Here is a 17,285-nt window from a genome sequence, read left to right on the forward strand (position 1 = left end):
ACCTCGGTCGGCCCCCTCTCCCTCCGGGAGAGGGGCTGATTCGGGGATACTGAAGACATTCACCGACTTGAACGATCGGCGCTGAATCCATAATCGACTCGGTCTTTCAGGTCGATGTACAACGCAAGACACCTCGGTCGGCCCCCCCTCCCTCCGGGAGAGGGGCTGATTCGGGGATACTGAAGACATTCACCGACTTGAACGATCGGCGCTGAATCCATAATCGACTCGGTCTTTCAGGTCGATGTAAAACGCAAGACACCTCGGTCGACCCCCTCTCCCTCCGGGAGAGGGGCTGATTCGGGGATACTGAAGACATTCACCGACTTGAACGATCGGCGCTGAATCCATAATCGACTCGGTCTTTCAGGTCGATGTAAAACGCAAGACACCTCGGTCGGCCCCCTCTCCCTCCGGGAGAGGAACTGATTCGGGGATACTGAAGACATTCACCGACTTGAACGATCGGCGCTGAATCCATAATCGACTCGGTCTTGCAGGTCGATGTAAAACGCAAGACACCTCGGTCGGCCCCCTCTCCCTCCGGGAGAGGGGCTGATTCGGGGATACTGAAGACATTCACCGACTTGAACGATCAGCGCTGAATCCATAATCGACTCGGTCTTTCAGGTCGATGTAAAACGCAAGACACCTCGGTCGGCCCCCTCTCCCTCCGGGAGAGGGCTGGGGTGAGGGCTGCAATTTCAGGCCGAGCGATGATGTATCAATCTGCCCGGCTCAAAGACGTCCACAACAACTGCGCCGCATACCCTCGATAAGGTCGCCAGGCCTCAGCGCGCAACGACAATTCCCGCGCTGTCGGCCGCTTGCCTTCCAGCACTTCCAGCGCCCGCAGCAACCCGACATCACCATGGGGAAACCCATCCATATCCCGCAACTGCCGCAACGCGATGTACTGCGCCGTCCACTTGCCAATCCCGTGCAGCGCCAACAACCGCGCCACGCCACCCTCGCGATTCGGCTCAAACAACGAGGGTTCATCCAGCAACGTCTGCGCCACGCCCGACAACGTGCGCCCACGACTTTTCGGCATGCCCAACGCGGCCAGATCTGCCACTGCCAATACCGGCGCTTCGGGAAACACATGGGTCAATCCGGGCACGGTGGAATCCAGCGGCGCGCCATATTGCGCAACCAGTTTCCCCGCCAGACGAATCGCCGCCGCCACCGTAATCTGCTGCCCAAGCACCGCGCGAAACGCCAACTCCAATCCATCCCACGCACCGGGAATGCGCAACCCCGGACGCTCGACAATCAACCGCGCCAGCAACGGATCATTCGCCAGATGCCCTTGCCTCAGCGCCAGATCCGCATCCAGATCAAACATCCGCCGCAACCTGACAACGATCTCGGGCACGGCTGCCGGATCAGGAAAGTCCAGCTCGACCTCCAGCGCATCCGCCGTCCCTAGCCAGACCGAAACCGTGCCGTGAACACCGTTTAACCCGATGCTGCGCGAATACACGCCATCGCCCACGGCCTCCATCCCGACCACCGCCCGCGCCGCGAGAAACCCCAACATCGCCTCCCAGTCATACGGCGGTGCATAGGCAAGCGACAACCTCACAACGACAACACACCGCTGTACAACCCATACGCTGCCAACCCCGCGCCGATGACCACGCAGGTAAAAATGCCCTTCTCGACATGGGTGAACAACGGCTCGCCCGCCTCATGCTTGGCCTTGGCAAACAGGATCACCCCTGGCGCATACAACAGCGCCGACAACAGCAAATACTTCACTCCGCCGGCATACAACAACCACACCGCGTAACCGAGGGCGATGCCACCGATCAGCAGATCCTTGGTGCGCTCAGCCGAGGCGTGTTCGTAAGTTTCGCCGCGCCCGCTGAGCAGCACCGCGTACGCCGCCGACCACAGGTACGGCACCAGAATCATCGACGAGGCCAGATAAATAAGACTGGTGTAAGTGCCCGCCGAGAACAGCGTGATCAACAGGAAAATCTGGATCATCGCGTTGGTCAGCCACAACGCGTTGACCGGCACATGGTTCTTGTTTTCCTTTTTCAGGAACGCCGGCATGGTCTTGTCCTTGGCCGTGGCGAAGAGGATTTCCGCGCACAGCAAGGCCCAGGACAGCAACGCGCCGAGCAGGGAAATCGCCAGGCCAATGCTGATCAGCAACGCGCCCCACGGCCCGACAATGTGCTCGAGCACCGCCGCCAGCGACGGGTTCTGCAGATTCGCCAGTTCCGGCTGGCTCATGATCCCCAGCGACAGCACGTTGACCAGTACCAGCAGCGCCAGCACGCCGATAAATCCGATCACCGTGGCGCGGCCGACGTCGCTGCGTTTCTCCGCCCGCGCCGAGTACACACTGGCGCCTTCGATGCCGATGAACACAAACACCGTGACCAGCATCATGTTGCGCACCTGATCCATCACCCCACCGAAATTCGGGTTGCTGGTGCCCCAGATGTCGCGGGTAAAAATGTCAGCCTTGAATGCGATGGCGGCGATGACGATGAACATGATCAGCGGTACGACTTTGGCCACCGTGGTCAATTGATTGATCAGCGCCGCCTCCTTGATCCCGCGCATCACCAGAAAATGCACGGCCCACAGCAGCACCGATGCACAGCCGATGGCGATCGGCGTATTGCCTTGGCCGAACACCGGAAAGAAGTAACCGAGGGTGCTGAACAGCAGGACAAAATAGCCGACATTGCCCAGCCACGCACTGATCCAGTAACCCCACGCGGACGAGAAACCCATGTAGTCGCCAAACCCGGCCTTGGCGTAGGCGTACACGCCGGAATCCAGCTCGGGTTTGCGATTGGCCAACGTCTGGAACACGAACGCCAGGGTCAGCATGCCGATCGCCGTGATGCCCCAACCGATCAGGATCGCCCCGGCATCGGCGCGTGCCGCCATGTTCTGCGGCAGCGAGAAAATCCCCCCGCCAATCATCGAACCCACCACCAGGGCGATCAACGCGCCTAATCGCAGCTTTTGCGTCGGTTGCGACATTTCAGTTTCCCTTTGAAGTGTGGTGAGCGTGCATTTGTAACAACTATTAACTAAACGGATAAAGGTAGATGACGTTTATCAGGTAACGCCAATTACCGCCTGTTTATATATAGCCGATGACGCTAACGCCTAGCACGTTAAGACAGTTTTGTGCGCTGATCCTGATAAATCAATTCTGTACTGAAAACAGACGCTGAAAATTTGCCAAAAGCTGAAAAAGAACTAGCGTGATAATTCAAAAGTAATAATAGCCATTCCCAACAATGTAGCCACAACGCCTCTAGGACGGGCCTTGCGGGCAGAGTATTTATGCCTTCAGTCGAAGCCTAAGTCATTCATTAACAATGGAATGTGACCATGCACTGATCTAAGTCAGCTGTTTGAACAGACAACAGAACTACGCTGTGATCTCTTCTCTCCTGCAATGGAGTCATGCAATGTCTGAAGCTCCCGGAAAACTACGACTAGGTGCACTGGTTGCATTGGTAGTCGGCTCAATGATCGGTGGCGGGATATTTTCTTTGCCACAAAACATGGCCGCCAGCGCCGACGTCGGTGCAGTACTGATCGGTTGGGCCATCACCGCTGTCGGCATGCTCACCCTCGCTTTTGTCTTTCAAACCCTCGCCAATCGCAAGCCTGACCTGGACGGCGGTGTCTACGCCTACGCCAAGGCCGGATTCGGCGATTACATGGGTTTCTCGTCCGCCTGGGGTTACTGGATCAGCGCCTGGCTGGGCAACGTCGGTTACTTCGTTCTGCTGTTCAGCACCCTCGGTTATTTCTTCCCGATTTTCGGTGAAGGCAACACCGTTGCTGCGGTAATCGGCGCCTCGGTTTTACTGTGGGCCGTGCACTTTCTGGTGCTGCGCGGGATCAAGGAAGCGGCGTTTATCAACCTGGTGACCACGGTCGCCAAGGTCGTACCGCTGCTGCTGTTCGTGTTGATCGCGGTGTTCGCGTTCAAACTGGACATCTTCACCGCCGACATCTGGGGCATCAAAAACCCGGATCTGGGCAGTGTGATGAACCAGGTGCGCAACATGATGCTGGTCACCGTCTGGGTGTTCATCGGCATCGAGGGTGCGAGCATCTTCTCGGCCCGTGCGGAAAAACGCTCGGACGTCGGCAAAGCCACCGTGATCGGTTTCATCACCGTGCTGCTGTTTCTGGTGCTGGTGAACGTGCTGTCGCTGGGCATCATGACCCAACCGGAACTGGCGAAACTGCAGAACCCGTCGATGGCCGCCGTGCTCGAGCATGTGGTCGGTCACTGGGGCGCGGTGCTGATCAGCGTCGGCCTGATCATCTCGCTGCTGGGTGCGCTGCTGTCGTGGGTGCTGCTGTGTGCGGAGATCATGTTCGCCGCTGCCAAAGACCACACCATGCCGGAGTTCCTGCGCAAGGAAAACGCCAACCACGTGCCGGTCAACGCCCTGTGGCTGACCAACGCGATGGTGCAGATTTTCCTGATCATCACGCTGTTCTCGGCCAGTACTTATCTGTCGCTGATCTACCTCGCCACTTCGATGATCCTGGTGCCATACCTGTGGTCGGCGGCTTACGCCCTGCTGCTGGCGGTGCGCGGCGAGAGCTACGAAGGCTTCGCGGCCGAGCGACGCAAGGATCTGATTATCGGCGGCATCGCGCTGATCTACGCGGTGTGGCTGCTGTATGCCGGCGGGGTCAAGTACTTGCTGCTCTCGGCCCTGCTCTACGCACCTGGCGCGATCCTGTTCGCCAAAGCCAAGCTGGAACTCAAACAACCGATTTTCACTAACGTCGAGAAGCTGATTTTCGCCGCAGTGGTCGTGGGTGCCCTGGTGGCTGCCTACGGTCTCTACGACGGCTTCCTGACTCTGTAATCCCTGATTGATTTGTTATCTGGAGGATCTGAAATGACCACGGAAAAAGTTAAGTACGGCGTCCATTCCGAAGCCGGCAAACTGCGCAAAGTCATGGTGTGCTCCCCAGGTCTGGCCCATCAGCGGCTGACCCCGAACAACTGCGATGAACTGCTGTTCGACGACGTGCTCTGGGTGGCTCAGGCCAAGCGCGACCACTTCGACTTCGTCACCAAAATGCGCGAGCGCGGCATCGATGTGCTGGAAATGCACAACCTGCTGACCGACATCGTCGCCATCCCGGAAGCGCTGGACTGGATTCTTGAGCGCAAGGTCACCGCCGATTCGGTGGGCCTGGGCCTGATCAACGAAGTCAAATCCTGGCTGAAAAGCCTTGAGCCACGGCACATCGCCGAATTCCTGATTGGCGGCGTGTCCGCCGATGATCTGCCGGACAGTTTCGGCGGCAAGACCATCCAGATGTTCCGCGACTTCCTCGGCCACTCCAGCTTCATTCTGCCGCCGCTGCCGAACACCCAGTTCACCCGTGACACCACCTGCTGGATCTACGGTGGCGTGACGCTGAACCCGATGTACTGGCCAGCGCGTCGTCAGGAAACCCTGCTGACCACCGCCATCTACAAATTCCACCCGCAGTTCACCAACGCCGAATTCGAGATCTGGTACGGCGACCCGGACAAGGACCACGGCAGTTCCACCCTCGAGGGCGGCGACGTCATGCCAATCGGCAACGGCGTGGTGTTGATCGGCATGGGCGAGCGCTCATCGCGTCAGGCCATCGGCCAACTGGCGCTGAACCTGTTCAAAAACAAAGCCGTGGAAAAAGTCATCGTTGCCGGCCTGCCGAAGTCCCGCGCGGCGATGCACCTGGATACCGTGTTCAGTTTCTGCGACCGCGACCTGGTGACGATTTTCCCGGAAGTGGTGAATCAGATCGTCGCCTTCACCCTGCGCCCTGACGAAAGCAAACAGGGCGGCATCGACATCCGCCGCGAAGAAGGCACTTTCCTCGACACCGTGGCCAAAGCCCTCAATTTGCCGAAGTTGCGCGTGGTGGAAACCGGCGGCAACAGCTTCGCCGCCGAACGCGAGCAATGGGACGACGGCAACAACGTGGTGGCCGTGGAACCGGGCGTGGTCATCGGCTACGACCGCAACACCTACACCAACACCCTGCTGCGCAAGGCCGGCGTGGAAGTCATCACCATCAGCGCCGGTGAACTGGGCCGAGGCCGTGGCGGCGGCCACTGCATGACCTGCCCGATCGTGCGTGACCCAATCGATTACTAAACGACCATCTCCCCGGCCGCACCCATCCCGTAGCGGCCGGGCCGATTACCGAATCCAAGGAGAATCATCATGGCGTTCAACATTCACAACCGTAACCTGCTCAGCCTGGAACACCACACCCCACGTGAGCTGCGTTACCTGCTCGACCTGTCCCGCGATCTCAAACGCGCGAAATACACCGGCACCGAGCAACAACACCTGAAGGGCAACAACATCGCCCTGATCTTCGAAAAAACCTCGACCCGCACCCGTTGCGCGTTCGAAGTGGCGGCCTATGACCAAGGCGCCAACGTCACCTATATCGACCCGAACTCTTCGCAGATCGGCCACAAAGAAAGCATGAAAGACACCGCCCGCGTGCTGGGGCGCATGTACGACGCCATCGAATACCGTGGCTTCAAACAGGAAATCGTCGAAGAGCTGGCAAAATTCGCCGGTGTGCCGGTGTTCAACGGCCTGACCGATGAATATCACCCGACGCAAATGATCGCCGACGTGCTGACCATGCGTGAACACGCCGACAAACCAATCCATGAAATCAGCTACGCCTACTTGGGCGACGCGCGCAACAACATGGGCAACTCGCTGCTGCTGGTCGGCGCCAAACTCGGCATGGACGTGCGCATCTGCGCGCCGAAAGCGCTGTGGCCGCATGACGATCTGGTCGAGCGCTGCAACAAATACGCGGAAGAAAGCGGTGCGCGCATCACCCTGACCGAAGACCCGAAAGCCGCCGTCAAAGGTGTCGACTTCATCCATACCGACGTTTGGGTATCGATGGGCGAGCCGGTTGAGGCCTGGGCTGAACGTATCCAGCAACTGCTGCCGTATCAGGTCAACAAAGAGCTGATGAAAGCCACCGGCAACCCACGCACCAAGTTCATGCACTGCCTGCCGGCGTTCCACAACAGCGATACCAAGGTCGGCAAACAGATTGCCGAGCAGTATCCGCACTTGGCCAACGGCATCGAAGTGACCGACGACGTGTTCGAGTCCCCAGCCTGCATCGCCTTCGAGCAAGCGGAAAACCGCATGCACACGATCAAGGCGATTCTGGTCTCGACCCTGGCTGATCTGTAACCACTGCTGATCCATGATCGTTCCCACGCTCCCGCGTTGGAATGCATCCCGTGACGCTCTGCGTCACAGTGGACGCGGAGCGTCCGTGGCGGCATTGCCACGCAGAGCGTGGGAACGATCAACACGAAAAGGACATGCATTATGCGTATCGTCGTAGCGCTGGGCGGTAACGCCCTGCTCCGCCGTGGTGAACCGATGACCGCTGACAATCAGCGCGCCAACATCCGCATCGCCACCGAGCAAATCGCCAAGATCCATCCCGGCAACCAACTGGTCATCGCCCACGGCAATGGCCCGCAAGTCGGCCTGCTGTCGTTGCAAGCGGCGGCATACACCTCCGTCAGCCCTTACCCGCTGGACGTGCTCGGTGCCGAAACCGAAGGCATGATCGGCTACATCATCGAACAGGAACTGGGCAACCTGCTTGATTTCGAGGTGCCGTTCGCCACCCTGCTGACCCAGGTTGAAGTCGACGCCAAGGATCCGGCCTTCCAGAACCCGACCAAACCGATCGGCCCGGTCTACGACAAGGCCGAAGCGGAAAAACTCGCTGCTGAAAAAGGCTGGGCGATTGCTCCGGATGGCGACAAATTCCGCCGCGTGGTCGCCAGTCCGCGGCCAAAACGCATCTTCGAAATCCGCCCGATCAAGTGGCTGCTGGACAAGGGCAGCATCGTGATTTGCGCCGGTGGCGGCGGGATTCCGACCATGTATGACGAGAACCGCAATCTCAAGGGTATTGAGGCGGTAATCGACAAGGACCTGTGCTCGTCGCTGCTCGCCGAGCAACTGGAAGCCGACCTGCTGGTGATTGCCACGGACGTCAACGCGGCGTTCATCGATTACGGCAAGCCAACGCAAAAAGCCATTGCCGAAGCGCACCCGGACGAACTCGAACGCCTCGGTTTCGCCGCCGGCTCGATGGGGCCCAAGGTGCAGGCAGCCTGCGAATTCGCGCGCCATACTGGCAAGGTCGCGGTGATCGGTTCGCTGGCGGATATCGAAGCCATCGTTCAGGGCACTGCCGGTACTCGCGTGACCACGGCGAAGCCGGGCATCACTTACCGATAATCAGAAACTCCGGGGGCAGACCGAGGGTCTGCCCTTCTCCCATGCCTTGAAAGGAGAAACCCATGGCCCAGTTTGAACCCGGTCATCTGCACATTGAGCGGCATGCGTTGACGCCGGATGACGTCAGTTACAACGTGCACCTCGACTATGAAGTGTTCACCGATCCGCAAAAAGGCAAAGGCATCCAGTTCACGATGCATGGCAACCTTCAGGGCAAGGACATGAAAGAGACCTTCTTCCTGCCCAAAGAGGAGGCCTACAACTTTGCCAACAACGTGACGAAAATCGCCGAGAAGTACGGCATTCCCAAGACTCACAGTCAGATCGGTTCGGTGCACAAGCATTACGACATGATGTTTGAAGACATCCGCAAGCAACTTGATATGAAATCCGGGGATCCGGTCAATCTTGAGCATTTCGAGTAACCCGCAAAAGCCCCTCACCCTAGCCCTCTCCCAAAGGGAGAGGGGACTGATTGGGGAATGCTTCAGAGTTACACCGACCTGAACTTGCTTTACCGAATCCATAATCGACTGGTTCTTTCAGGTCGATGTCAAACCTCAGACACCTCGGTCAGCCCCCTCTCCCCCTGGGAGAGGGCTGGGGTGAGGGTGCTTTTGCTTTCACCTCTCTCCAAGCCCAAGGCATACTTGCCACCCTCCGCTCTGCAGATCACTGAACCGCCCCATGCGTATCCACGTCAGTTTCATCGACCGCGTCGGCATCACCCAGGAAGTCCTGGCTATCCTCGGTGGGCGCAATCTCAATCTGGATGCGGTGGAGATGATCCCGCCAAACGTCTACATCGACGCGCCAACGTTGAGCCCGCAAGTGCTCGAAGAGCTGAAAGATGCTTTGTTTCGCGTGCTCGGCGTCGAGGCGGTAACCGTGGTCGACATCCTCCCTGGCCAGCGTCGGCACTTGCAGCTCGACGCGTTGCTGGCGGCAATGACCGATCCGGTGCTGGCGCTCGACAGCGCCGGCAAGGTGCTGCTGGCCAACCCGGCGTTGATCGCGTTGTACGGTCGCGAACCGGCCGGTGAGAGTGTTGCAGAACTGTTCAATGATCCCGCGCTGCTCGACACCTTGCTCGAACACGGCTTCCGTTTGCCGCTGCGCGAAATCACCGTCAACGGTCAGACCTTGTTGCTCGATGCCACGCCGATCACCGACGCTGGCGCCCTGCTGACCTTGTATCAACCGAACCGCATCGGCGAACAACTCTCGGCCTTGCACCACGACCATGCCGAAGGTTTCGATGCATTGCTCGGAGAATCCCCGGCAATCCGCACCCTCAAGGCCCGCGCTCAAAGAGTCGCCGCCCTCGACGCACCGCTGTTGATTCAAGGCGAAACCGGCACCGGCAAAGAACTGGTCGCCCGTGCCTGCCACGCGATCAGTGCGCGGCACAGCGCTCCTTTTCTGGCGTTGAACTGCGCAGCGCTGCCGGAGAACCTCGCCGAAAGCGAACTGTTCGGCTACGCCCCCGGCGCCTTCACCGGAGCAGCGCGCGGCGGCAAACCGGGGCTGATGGAACTGGCCAACCAGGGCACGGTGTTTCTCGATGAAATCGGCGAGATGTCGCCGTACTTGCAGGCCAAGCTGCTGCGTTTCTTGAACGATGGCAGCTTCCGCCGCGTGGGCGGTGATCGCGAAGTGAAGGTCAACGTGCGCATCCTCAGCGCGACACACCGCGATCTGGAAAAAATGGTCAGCGAAGGCTTGTTCCGCGAAGACCTGTTCTATCGCCTCAACGTGCTCAACGTAGAGGTGCCGCCACTGCGTGAGCGCGGCCAGGACATTTTGCTATTGGCCCGCTATTTCATGCAGCAGGCTTGTGCGCAGATTCAGCGCCCGGTCTGCCGCCTCGCCCCGGGGACTTACCCGGCACTACTCGGCAACCGCTGGCCGGGCAACGTGCGGCAATTGCAGAACGTGATCTTCCGCGCGGCGGCGATTTGCGAGAGTAGCCTGGTGGATATTGGCGACCTCGACATTGCCGGTACCTCGGTGGCGCGGCAAACCGACAGCGATGTCGACAGCCTCGAACAAGCGGTCGAGTCGTTCGAAAAAACGCTGCTGGAAAAACTCTACGTCAGCTACCCCTCGACCCGGCAACTGGCCAGCCGCCTGCAAACTTCGCACACGGCCATCGCCCATCGCCTGCGCAAGTACGGCATTCCCAACAAACCCTGAGATCACCACAAATTCCCTTGTAGGAGCTGCCGGAGGCTGCGATCTTTTGACTTTGGATGTGTATTGCCCGGATCAAGATCGCAGCCTTCGGCAACTCCTACAGTCCGGGTTTCCAATTCAAAAAATCAGGGTTCCCAGTTTAAAAACGACCTCCAACTGTACTGAAAGCGCTACAGCGGAACGATATCGCTACACCCTCCTCCGATCACCGCTGTGCAAGGCTTTGATCCCGTTCAGCTTTTATCCTCGCTCCAGGCTGTAGCGATTTCGCTACACACCCCAGCTCAAGCCATCTCACCAAAACAGATAACTTATTGATTTATATAAATAAATAAACGTTGGCCGCATTCTTGCTAATCAACCCCTCATAAATAAGGGCCTTCGCGCCCGACTATTCCACCGCGTCCACCAGACGAGTCTGGCCCCTGAGGAGTTTCCATGAGCGAGTTGCGTTTTACTGAAGATCACGAATGGCTGCGCACCGAAGCTGACGGCAGCGTTACTGTCGGCATCACCGCTTTCGCGCAGAACGCCCTGGGCGACGTGGTGTTCGTGCAACTGCCTGAGCTGCAGGCTTACGAAAAAGGCGCCGAAGCCGCCACCGTGGAATCGGTAAAAGCCGCCAGCGGCGTGTACATGCCCCTCGACGGCGAGGTACTGGCAGTCAACCCGGCGCTGGAAGATGCCCCGGAACTGGTCAACCAAGATCCGCTGGGCGAAGGCTGGTTCTTCCGCTTCCAGCCAAGCGACGCCGCCGCTGTCGGCAAACTGCTCGATCAGGACGCGTACGACCGTCTGATCAAAGCCCAAGCCGAAGCCTGAGGAACACCGACATGACTCAAGTAAACCTTGGCACCGCCAACGAATTCATTGCCCGTCACATCGGCCCGCGCGCCGGTGACGAGCAAGCCATGCTCAACAGCCTCGGCTTCGACTCGCTCGAAGCGCTGAGCGCCAGTGTCATCCCGGAAAGCATCAAGGGCACCAGCGTGCTCGGCATGGACGATGGCCTCAGCGAAGCCGATGCCCTGGCGATGATCAAATCGATCGCTGGCAAAAATCAGCTGTTCAAAACCTACATCGGCCAGGGCTACTACAACTGCCACACGCCGTCGCCAATCCTGCGCAACCTGCTGGAAAACCCGGCCTGGTACACCGCTTACACGCCGTACCAGCCAGAAATTTCCCAGGGCCGTCTCGAGGCGCTGCTGAACTTCCAGACCATGATCAGCGACCTCACCGGCCTGCCGATCGCCAACGCCTCGCTGCTCGACGAAGCCACCGCCGCTGCCGAAGCCATGACCTTCTGCAAACGCCTGAGCAAGAACAAGGGCAGCCACCAGTTCTTCGCCTCGATCCACAGCCACCCGCAAACCCTCGACGTGCTGCGCACCCGTGCCGAGCCGCTGGGCATTGACGTTGTGGTCGGCGATGAGCGTGAACTGACTGACGTGACGCCGTTCTTCGGCGCACTGCTGCAATACCCGGCGAGCAACGGTGATGTGTTCGACTATCGCGAACTGACCGAACGCTTCCATGCCGCCAACGCGTTGGTGGCCGTGGCTGCTGATCTGCTGGCCCTGACCTTGCTGACCGCCCCGGGCGAGTTCGGCGCTGACGTCGCCATCGGTTCCGCGCAACGCTTCGGCGTGCCGCTGGGCTTCGGTGGCCCGCACGCGGCTTACTTCTCCACCAAAGATGCGTTCAAGCGCGATATGCCGGGCCGTCTGGTCGGTGTCTCGGTTGACCGCTTCGGCAAGCCTGCGCTGCGTCTGGCGATGCAGACCCGCGAGCAACACATCCGCCGCGAGAAGGCCACCTCGAACATCTGCACCGCGCAGGTGCTGCTGGCCAACATCGCCAGCATGTACGCCGTCTACCACGGCCCGAAAGGCCTGACCCAGATCGCCAACCGCGTACATCACCTGACCGCGATTCTGGCCAAGGGCCTGACCGCGCTGGGCGCTAATGTCGAACAAGCCAGTTTCTTCGACACCCTGACCGTGGTCACCGGCGCACACACCGCAGCGCTGCACGACAAGGCGCACGCTGCACAGATCAACCTGCGCGTGATCGACGCTCAGCGTCTGGGTCTGTCGGTCGACGAAACCACCACCCAGGCGGATATTGAAACCCTGTGGGGCCTGTTCGCCGACGGCAAGACCCTGCCGGACTTCGCTGCACTTGCTGCGACCGTGCAGAGCACTATTCCAGCCTCGCTGGTACGTCAGTCGCCAATCCTCAGCCACCCGGTGTTCAACCGTTATCACTCGGAAACCGAGCTGATGCGCTACCTGCGCAAACTGGCGGACAAAGACCTGGCACTGGATCGCACCATGATCCCGCTGGGCTCGTGCACCATGAAACTCAACGCCGCCAGCGAAATGATCCCGGTGACCTGGGCTGAATTCGGTGCCCTGCACCCGTTCGCCCCGGCCGCGCAAAGTGCCGGTTACCAGCAATTGACCGATGAACTGGAAGCGATGCTCTGCGCCGCTACCGGTTACGACGCGATCTCGCTGCAACCGAACGCCGGTTCGCAAGGCGAATACGCAGGCCTGTTGGCGATTCGTGCTTATCACCAGAGCCGTGGCGATGAACGCCGCGACATCTGCCTGATCCCCTCGTCCGCCCACGGCACCAACCCGGCCACCGCCAACATGGCGGGCATGCGCGTGGTCGTGACCGCCTGCGATGCGCGCGGCAACGTCGACATCGAAGACCTGCGTGCCAAAGCCATCGAGCACCGCGAACACCTCGCCGCGCTGATGATCACTTACCCGTCGACCCACGGCGTGTTCGAAGAAGGCATCCGCGAAATCTGCGGGATCATTCATGACAACGGCGGTCAGGTGTACATCGACGGCGCCAACATGAACGCAATGGTCGGCCTCTGCGCACCGGGCAAGTTCGGCGGCGACGTCTCGCACCTGAACCTGCACAAAACCTTCTGCATCCCGCACGGCGGTGGCGGCCCGGGCGTCGGCCCGATTGGCGTCAAGTCGCACCTGACGCCGTTCCTGCCGGGCCACGGCCAGATGGAACGCAAGGAAGGCGCGGTCTGCGCGGCACCGTTCGGCAGCGCAAGTATTTTGCCGATCACTTGGATGTACATTCGGATGATGGGCGGCGCCGGTCTGAAGCGCGCTTCGCAACTGGCAATCCTCAATGCCAACTACATTTCCCGTCGCCTCGAAGAGCACTACCCAGTCCTGTACACCGGCAGCAACGGTCTGGTGGCGCACGAGTGCATTCTCGATCTGCGTCCGTTGAAAGACAGCAGCGGCATCAGCGTTGATGACGTCGCCAAGCGCCTGATCGACTTCGGTTTCCACGCGCCGACCATGTCGTTCCCGGTAGCGGGCACGCTGATGATCGAGCCGACCGAAAGCGAATCCAAGGAAGAACTGGACCGCTTCTGCGACGCGATGATCCGCATCCGCGAAGAAATCCGCGCGGTGGAAAACGGCACGCTGGACAAGGACGACAACCCGCTGAAGAACGCTCCGCACACCGCGGCGGAACTGGTTGGCGAGTGGACCCACCCGTACAGCCGCGAGCAGGCCGTTTACCCGGTTGCGTCGTTGATTGAAGGTAAATACTGGCCGCCGGTCGGTCGCGTCGACAACGTCTTCGGCGATCGCAACCTGGTGTGCGCCTGCCCGTCGATCGAAAGCTACGCTTAATGGAATGAGGGGCAGGAATACCTGCCTCTTTCTCCAGAACACCACAAATCCCTGTGGGAGCTGGCTTGCCAGCGATGAGGGTGGATCAGCCTACATCTTTGTTGCCTGACCCACCGCCATCGCTGGCAAGCCAGCTCCCACAAGGAACGCATCAAGCCTGATATTTCCGCCAATTCCTATAACAAGAAACCGGAGAACCACTCATGTCGTTAAGCGTGTTCGACCTGTTCAAGATTGGCATCGGCCCCTCCAGTTCCCACACCGTCGGCCCGATGCGTGCTGCTGCGCGTTTCGCCGAAGGCCTGCGACGTGAAAATCTGCTGACCACCACCGCCAGCGTTCGCATCGAGCTCTACGGTTCCCTCGGCGCCACCGGCAAAGGTCACGGCAGCGACAAAGCCGTGTTGCTCGGCCTCGAAGGCGAACACCCCGACACCGTCGATACCGAAACCGTCGCCGCACGCCTGCAAGAGATTCGCGGCAACGGCCGACTGAATCTGCTCGGTGAGCACAGCATTGCGTTCAACGAGAAAGAACACCTGGCAATGATCCGCAAGCCGTTGGCCTATCACCCCAACGGCATGATCTTCCGCGCCTTCGATGCGGCGGGCCTGCAGATTCGCAGCCGCGAGTACTACTCGGTGGGTGGTGGTTTCGTCGTCGACGAGGATGCCGCCGGTGCCGACCGCATCGTCGAAGACGCCACACCGCTGACCTTCCCGTTCAAAAGTGCCAAAGACTTGCTCGGTCATTGCGCCACCTACGGTCTGTCGATCAGCCAGGTGATGCTGACCAACGAAAGCGCTTGGCGCCCGGAAGCGGAAACCCGCGCCGGACTGCTGAACATCTGGCAGGTGATGCAGGACTGCGTGGCTGCAGGTTGCCGTAACGAAGGTATTTTGCCGGGCGGCTTGAAGGTCAAACGTCGTGCGGCAGCGCTGCATCGGCAACTGTGCAAAAACCCGGAATCAGCGTTGCGCGATCCGTTGTCGGTGCTCGACTGGGTCAACCTCTACGCCTTGGCAGTCAACGAAGAAAACGCCAATGGTGGCCGCGTGGTTACCGCACCGACCAACGGCGCGGCGGGGATTATTCCGGCGGTATTGCATTACTACATGCGTTTTATCCCCGGCGCGAATGACGACGGCGTCGTACGGTTTCTGCTGACGGCGGCGGCCATCGGCATTCTCTACAAGGAAAACGCCTCGATCTCCGGCGCCGAAGTCGGTTGCCAGGGTGAAGTCGGCGTGGCCTGTTCGATGGCGGCCGGGGCATTGTGCGAAGTGCTCGGCGGCAGCGTGCAGCAAGTCGAGAACGCCGCGGAAATCGGCATGGAACACAACCTCGGTCTGACCTGCGACCCGATTGGCGGACTGGTGCAGGTGCCGTGCATCGAGCGCAATGCCATGGGTTCGGTGAAAGCCATCAACGCGGTACGCATGGCCATGAGAGGCGACGGCCAGCATTTCGTCTCCCTCGACAAAGTCATCCGCACCATGCGCCAGACCGGCGCCGACATGAAAAGCAAATACAAAGAGACCGCCCGAGGCGGTCTGGCGGTCAACATTATCGAATGCTGAGCCTTATTCAACTCGGCCTCCCTCAGGGAGACGATCGTACTTAGCCCCCTCTCCCCCCGGGAGAGAAACGTAACTAGCTCCCTCTCCCTCCGGGAGAGGGCTGGGGTGAGGGGCCTTTGATCTTGATCTAGCCCCGACCCTCGAACCACATTTTCAAGGAGCCACGCATGTCCACCGAACAACTGTCGAAAACCCCGCTGCACGCTCTGCACCTCGAACTCGGCGCCCGCATGGTGCCGTTCGCCGGCTACGACATGCCGGTGCAGTACCCGCTTGGCGTGATGAAAGAACACCAACACACCCGTGAGCAGGCCGGGCTGTTTGACGTCTCGCACATGGGCCAGATTCGCCTGACCGGCGCCAACGCCGGCAAAGCCCTGGAAACCCTGGTGCCGGTGGACATCATCGACCTACCGGTGGGCATGCAGCGTTACGCGATGTTTACCAACGACAACGGCGGCATTCTCGATGACCTGATGGTCGCCAACCTCGGCAACGATGAACTGTTTCTGGTGGTCAACGCCGCGTGCAAGGATCAGGACCTGGCTCACCTGCAACAACACATTGGCGATCAGTGCACCATTACGGCGCTGTTCGAAGAGCGCGCGCTGCTCGCGTTGCAAGGCCCGACGGCCGTTTCAGTGCTGGCGCGTCTTGCGCCGGAAGTAGCAAAGATGACCTTCATGCAATTCAACCGCGTGTCGTTGCTCGGCGTGGATTGCTTCGTCAGCCGTTCGGGTTACACCGGTGAAGACGGTTTCGAAATCTCCGTTCCGGCTGCCGATGCCGAGAAACTCGCCCGCGCCCTGCTCGCCGAACCGGAAGTCCAGGCCATCGGCCTCGGTGCCCGCGATTCGCTGCGTCTGGAAGCCGGCCTGTGCCTGTACGGCCACGACATGAACACCGAGACCACGCCAATCGAAGCGAGCCTGCTGTGGGCGATTTCCAAGCCGCGCCGCGCTGATGGCGCACGGGCTGGCGGTTTCCCGGGGGCAGAGACTGTTTTCGCGCAACAACAGAACGGCGTCGCGCGCAAACGCGTCGGCCTGCTGCCGCAAGAACGTACGCCTGTGCGTGAAGGCGCGGAAATCGTCAACGAAACCGGCGAAATCATCGGCAGCGTGTGCAGTGGCGGTTTCGGTCCGACCTTGGGCGGGCCGCTGGCGATGGGTTACCTCGACAGTGCTTATGTAACACTCGACACACCGGTCTGGGCCATCGTTCGTGGGAAAAAGGTGCAAATGCTTGTAAGCAAAATGCCATTTGTTCCACAACGCTACTATCGCGGTTGATTGACTGTTTCTATAAGTAACGCGATTGCGTTATGCGTGCACTAATGTGTAACGCAATCGCCACAAAAAAGTGCATTTTCTAACATTCGATTCGCATTTGAACTTTGCTTATAACGTTCGAAAACAATTGAACAAGCGAATCGTCTAAGACCGCACTAGCGAACCGACTAAGTGCCAGCAAGCGTAGGAAAACCGGGCTCTTCACGGGGCTTG

At 59.7% G+C, this 17,285-nt stretch carries 12 protein-coding genes; 10 read left to right on the top strand and 2 right to left on the bottom strand.

The window, feature by feature from the left end; translation table 11 throughout:
• Positions 1 to 724: 724 nt before the first annotated feature.
• Positions 725 to 1,588, bottom strand: a complete 864-nt coding sequence (locus ACZZ0A_RS18730) for a DNA-3-methyladenine glycosylase family protein (protein WP_463543574.1) — start codon at positions 1,586 to 1,588, stop codon at positions 725 to 727.
• Positions 1,585 to 3,012 (bottom strand): arginine-ornithine antiporter, encoded by a 1,428-nt coding sequence (gene arcD / locus ACZZ0A_RS18735; protein WP_095112272.1) that lies wholly within the window; start codon positions 3,010 to 3,012, stop codon positions 1,585 to 1,587. The genes ACZZ0A_RS18730 and arcD (ACZZ0A_RS18735) overlap by 4 nt, the downstream gene beginning before the upstream one ends.
• A gap of 437 nt (positions 3,013 to 3,449) precedes the next feature.
• On the opposite strand from arcD (ACZZ0A_RS18735), the gene arcD (ACZZ0A_RS18740) reads away from it, so the two are divergent.
• The 10 genes from arcD (ACZZ0A_RS18740) to gcvT all read left to right on the top strand — a co-directional run bounded on the left by arcD (ACZZ0A_RS18740) (position 3,450) and on the right by gcvT (position 17,072).
• Positions 3,450 to 4,877, top strand: coding sequence for an arginine-ornithine antiporter (arcD, locus tag ACZZ0A_RS18740; RefSeq protein WP_007908042.1), 1,428 nt, complete (start codon positions 3,450 to 3,452; stop codon positions 4,875 to 4,877).
• 33 nt (positions 4,878 to 4,910) lie between these two features.
• Entirely contained in the window at positions 4,911 to 6,167 is a 1,257-nt protein-coding gene (gene arcA / locus ACZZ0A_RS18745) for an arginine deiminase (RefSeq protein WP_095112273.1), read from the top strand.
• A 69-nt stretch (positions 6,168 to 6,236) separates the two neighbouring features.
• Positions 6,237 to 7,247 carry an ornithine carbamoyltransferase gene (locus tag ACZZ0A_RS18750; RefSeq protein ID WP_007950113.1) on the top strand — a complete coding sequence of 337 codons (1,011 nt, stop codon included), beginning with the start codon at positions 6,237 to 6,239 and terminating at the stop codon, positions 7,245 to 7,247.
• A 141-nt stretch (positions 7,248 to 7,388) separates the two neighbouring features.
• Positions 7,389 to 8,318, top strand: a complete 930-nt coding sequence (gene arcC / locus ACZZ0A_RS18755) for a carbamate kinase (protein ID WP_007908046.1) — start codon at positions 7,389 to 7,391, stop codon at positions 8,316 to 8,318.
• A gap of 62 nt (positions 8,319 to 8,380) precedes the next feature.
• Complete coding sequence (locus tag ACZZ0A_RS18760) at positions 8,381 to 8,743, top strand: DUF5064 family protein (RefSeq protein WP_007908047.1); 363 nt, start codon at positions 8,381 to 8,383, stop codon at positions 8,741 to 8,743.
• A 262-nt stretch (positions 8,744 to 9,005) separates the two neighbouring features.
• On the top strand, positions 9,006 to 10,514 hold the full coding sequence (locus ACZZ0A_RS18765; protein ID WP_095112274.1) for a sigma-54-dependent transcriptional regulator: 1,509 nt from the start codon (positions 9,006 to 9,008) through the stop codon (positions 10,512 to 10,514).
• A 438-nt stretch (positions 10,515 to 10,952) separates the two neighbouring features.
• The gene (gcvH, locus tag ACZZ0A_RS18770; protein ID WP_463543575.1) at positions 10,953 to 11,336 is read left to right on the top strand and encodes a glycine cleavage system protein GcvH; all 384 of its coding nucleotides are present in this window, start codon (positions 10,953 to 10,955) and stop codon (positions 11,334 to 11,336) included.
• Between the two features lie 11 nt (positions 11,337 to 11,347).
• On the top strand, positions 11,348 to 14,200 hold the full coding sequence (gcvP, locus tag ACZZ0A_RS18775; RefSeq protein ID WP_463543576.1) for an aminomethyl-transferring glycine dehydrogenase: 2,853 nt from the start codon (positions 11,348 to 11,350) through the stop codon (positions 14,198 to 14,200).
• Between the two features lie 203 nt (positions 14,201 to 14,403).
• Entirely contained in the window at positions 14,404 to 15,780 is a 1,377-nt protein-coding gene (locus tag ACZZ0A_RS18780; protein ID WP_095112277.1) for an L-serine ammonia-lyase, read from the top strand.
• Between the two features lie 167 nt (positions 15,781 to 15,947).
• Positions 15,948 to 17,072, top strand: coding sequence for a glycine cleavage system aminomethyltransferase GcvT (gene gcvT / locus ACZZ0A_RS18785; protein WP_447786849.1), 1,125 nt, complete (start codon positions 15,948 to 15,950; stop codon positions 17,070 to 17,072).
• Positions 17,073 to 17,285: the final 213 nt, after the last annotated feature.

It is taken from the genome of Pseudomonas sp. AC242, from assembly GCF_979258655.1.

What these genes read in the sequence shown, in the direction of transcription:
- arcD (WP_095112272.1), bottom strand. Translation starts at nt 3,012, where the DNA reads ATGTCGCAACCGACGCAAAAGCTGCGATTAGGCGCGTTGATCGCCCTG.
- arcD (WP_007908042.1), top strand. Translation starts at nt 3,450, where the DNA reads ATGTCTGAAGCTCCCGGAAAACTACGACTAGGTGCACTGGTTGCATTG.
- arcA (WP_095112273.1), top strand. Translation starts at nt 4,911, where the DNA reads ATGACCACGGAAAAAGTTAAGTACGGCGTCCATTCCGAAGCCGGCAAA.
- ACZZ0A_RS18750 (WP_007950113.1), top strand. Translation starts at nt 6,237, where the DNA reads ATGGCGTTCAACATTCACAACCGTAACCTGCTCAGCCTGGAACACCAC.
- arcC (WP_007908046.1), top strand. Translation starts at nt 7,389, where the DNA reads ATGCGTATCGTCGTAGCGCTGGGCGGTAACGCCCTGCTCCGCCGTGGT.
- ACZZ0A_RS18760 (WP_007908047.1), top strand. Translation starts at nt 8,381, where the DNA reads ATGGCCCAGTTTGAACCCGGTCATCTGCACATTGAGCGGCATGCGTTG.
- ACZZ0A_RS18765 (WP_095112274.1), top strand. Translation starts at nt 9,006, where the DNA reads ATGCGTATCCACGTCAGTTTCATCGACCGCGTCGGCATCACCCAGGAA.
- gcvH (WP_463543575.1), top strand. Translation starts at nt 10,953, where the DNA reads ATGAGCGAGTTGCGTTTTACTGAAGATCACGAATGGCTGCGCACCGAA.
- gcvP (WP_463543576.1), top strand. Translation starts at nt 11,348, where the DNA reads ATGACTCAAGTAAACCTTGGCACCGCCAACGAATTCATTGCCCGTCAC.
- ACZZ0A_RS18780 (WP_095112277.1), top strand. Translation starts at nt 14,404, where the DNA reads ATGTCGTTAAGCGTGTTCGACCTGTTCAAGATTGGCATCGGCCCCTCC.
- gcvT (WP_447786849.1), top strand. Translation starts at nt 15,948, where the DNA reads ATGTCCACCGAACAACTGTCGAAAACCCCGCTGCACGCTCTGCACCTC.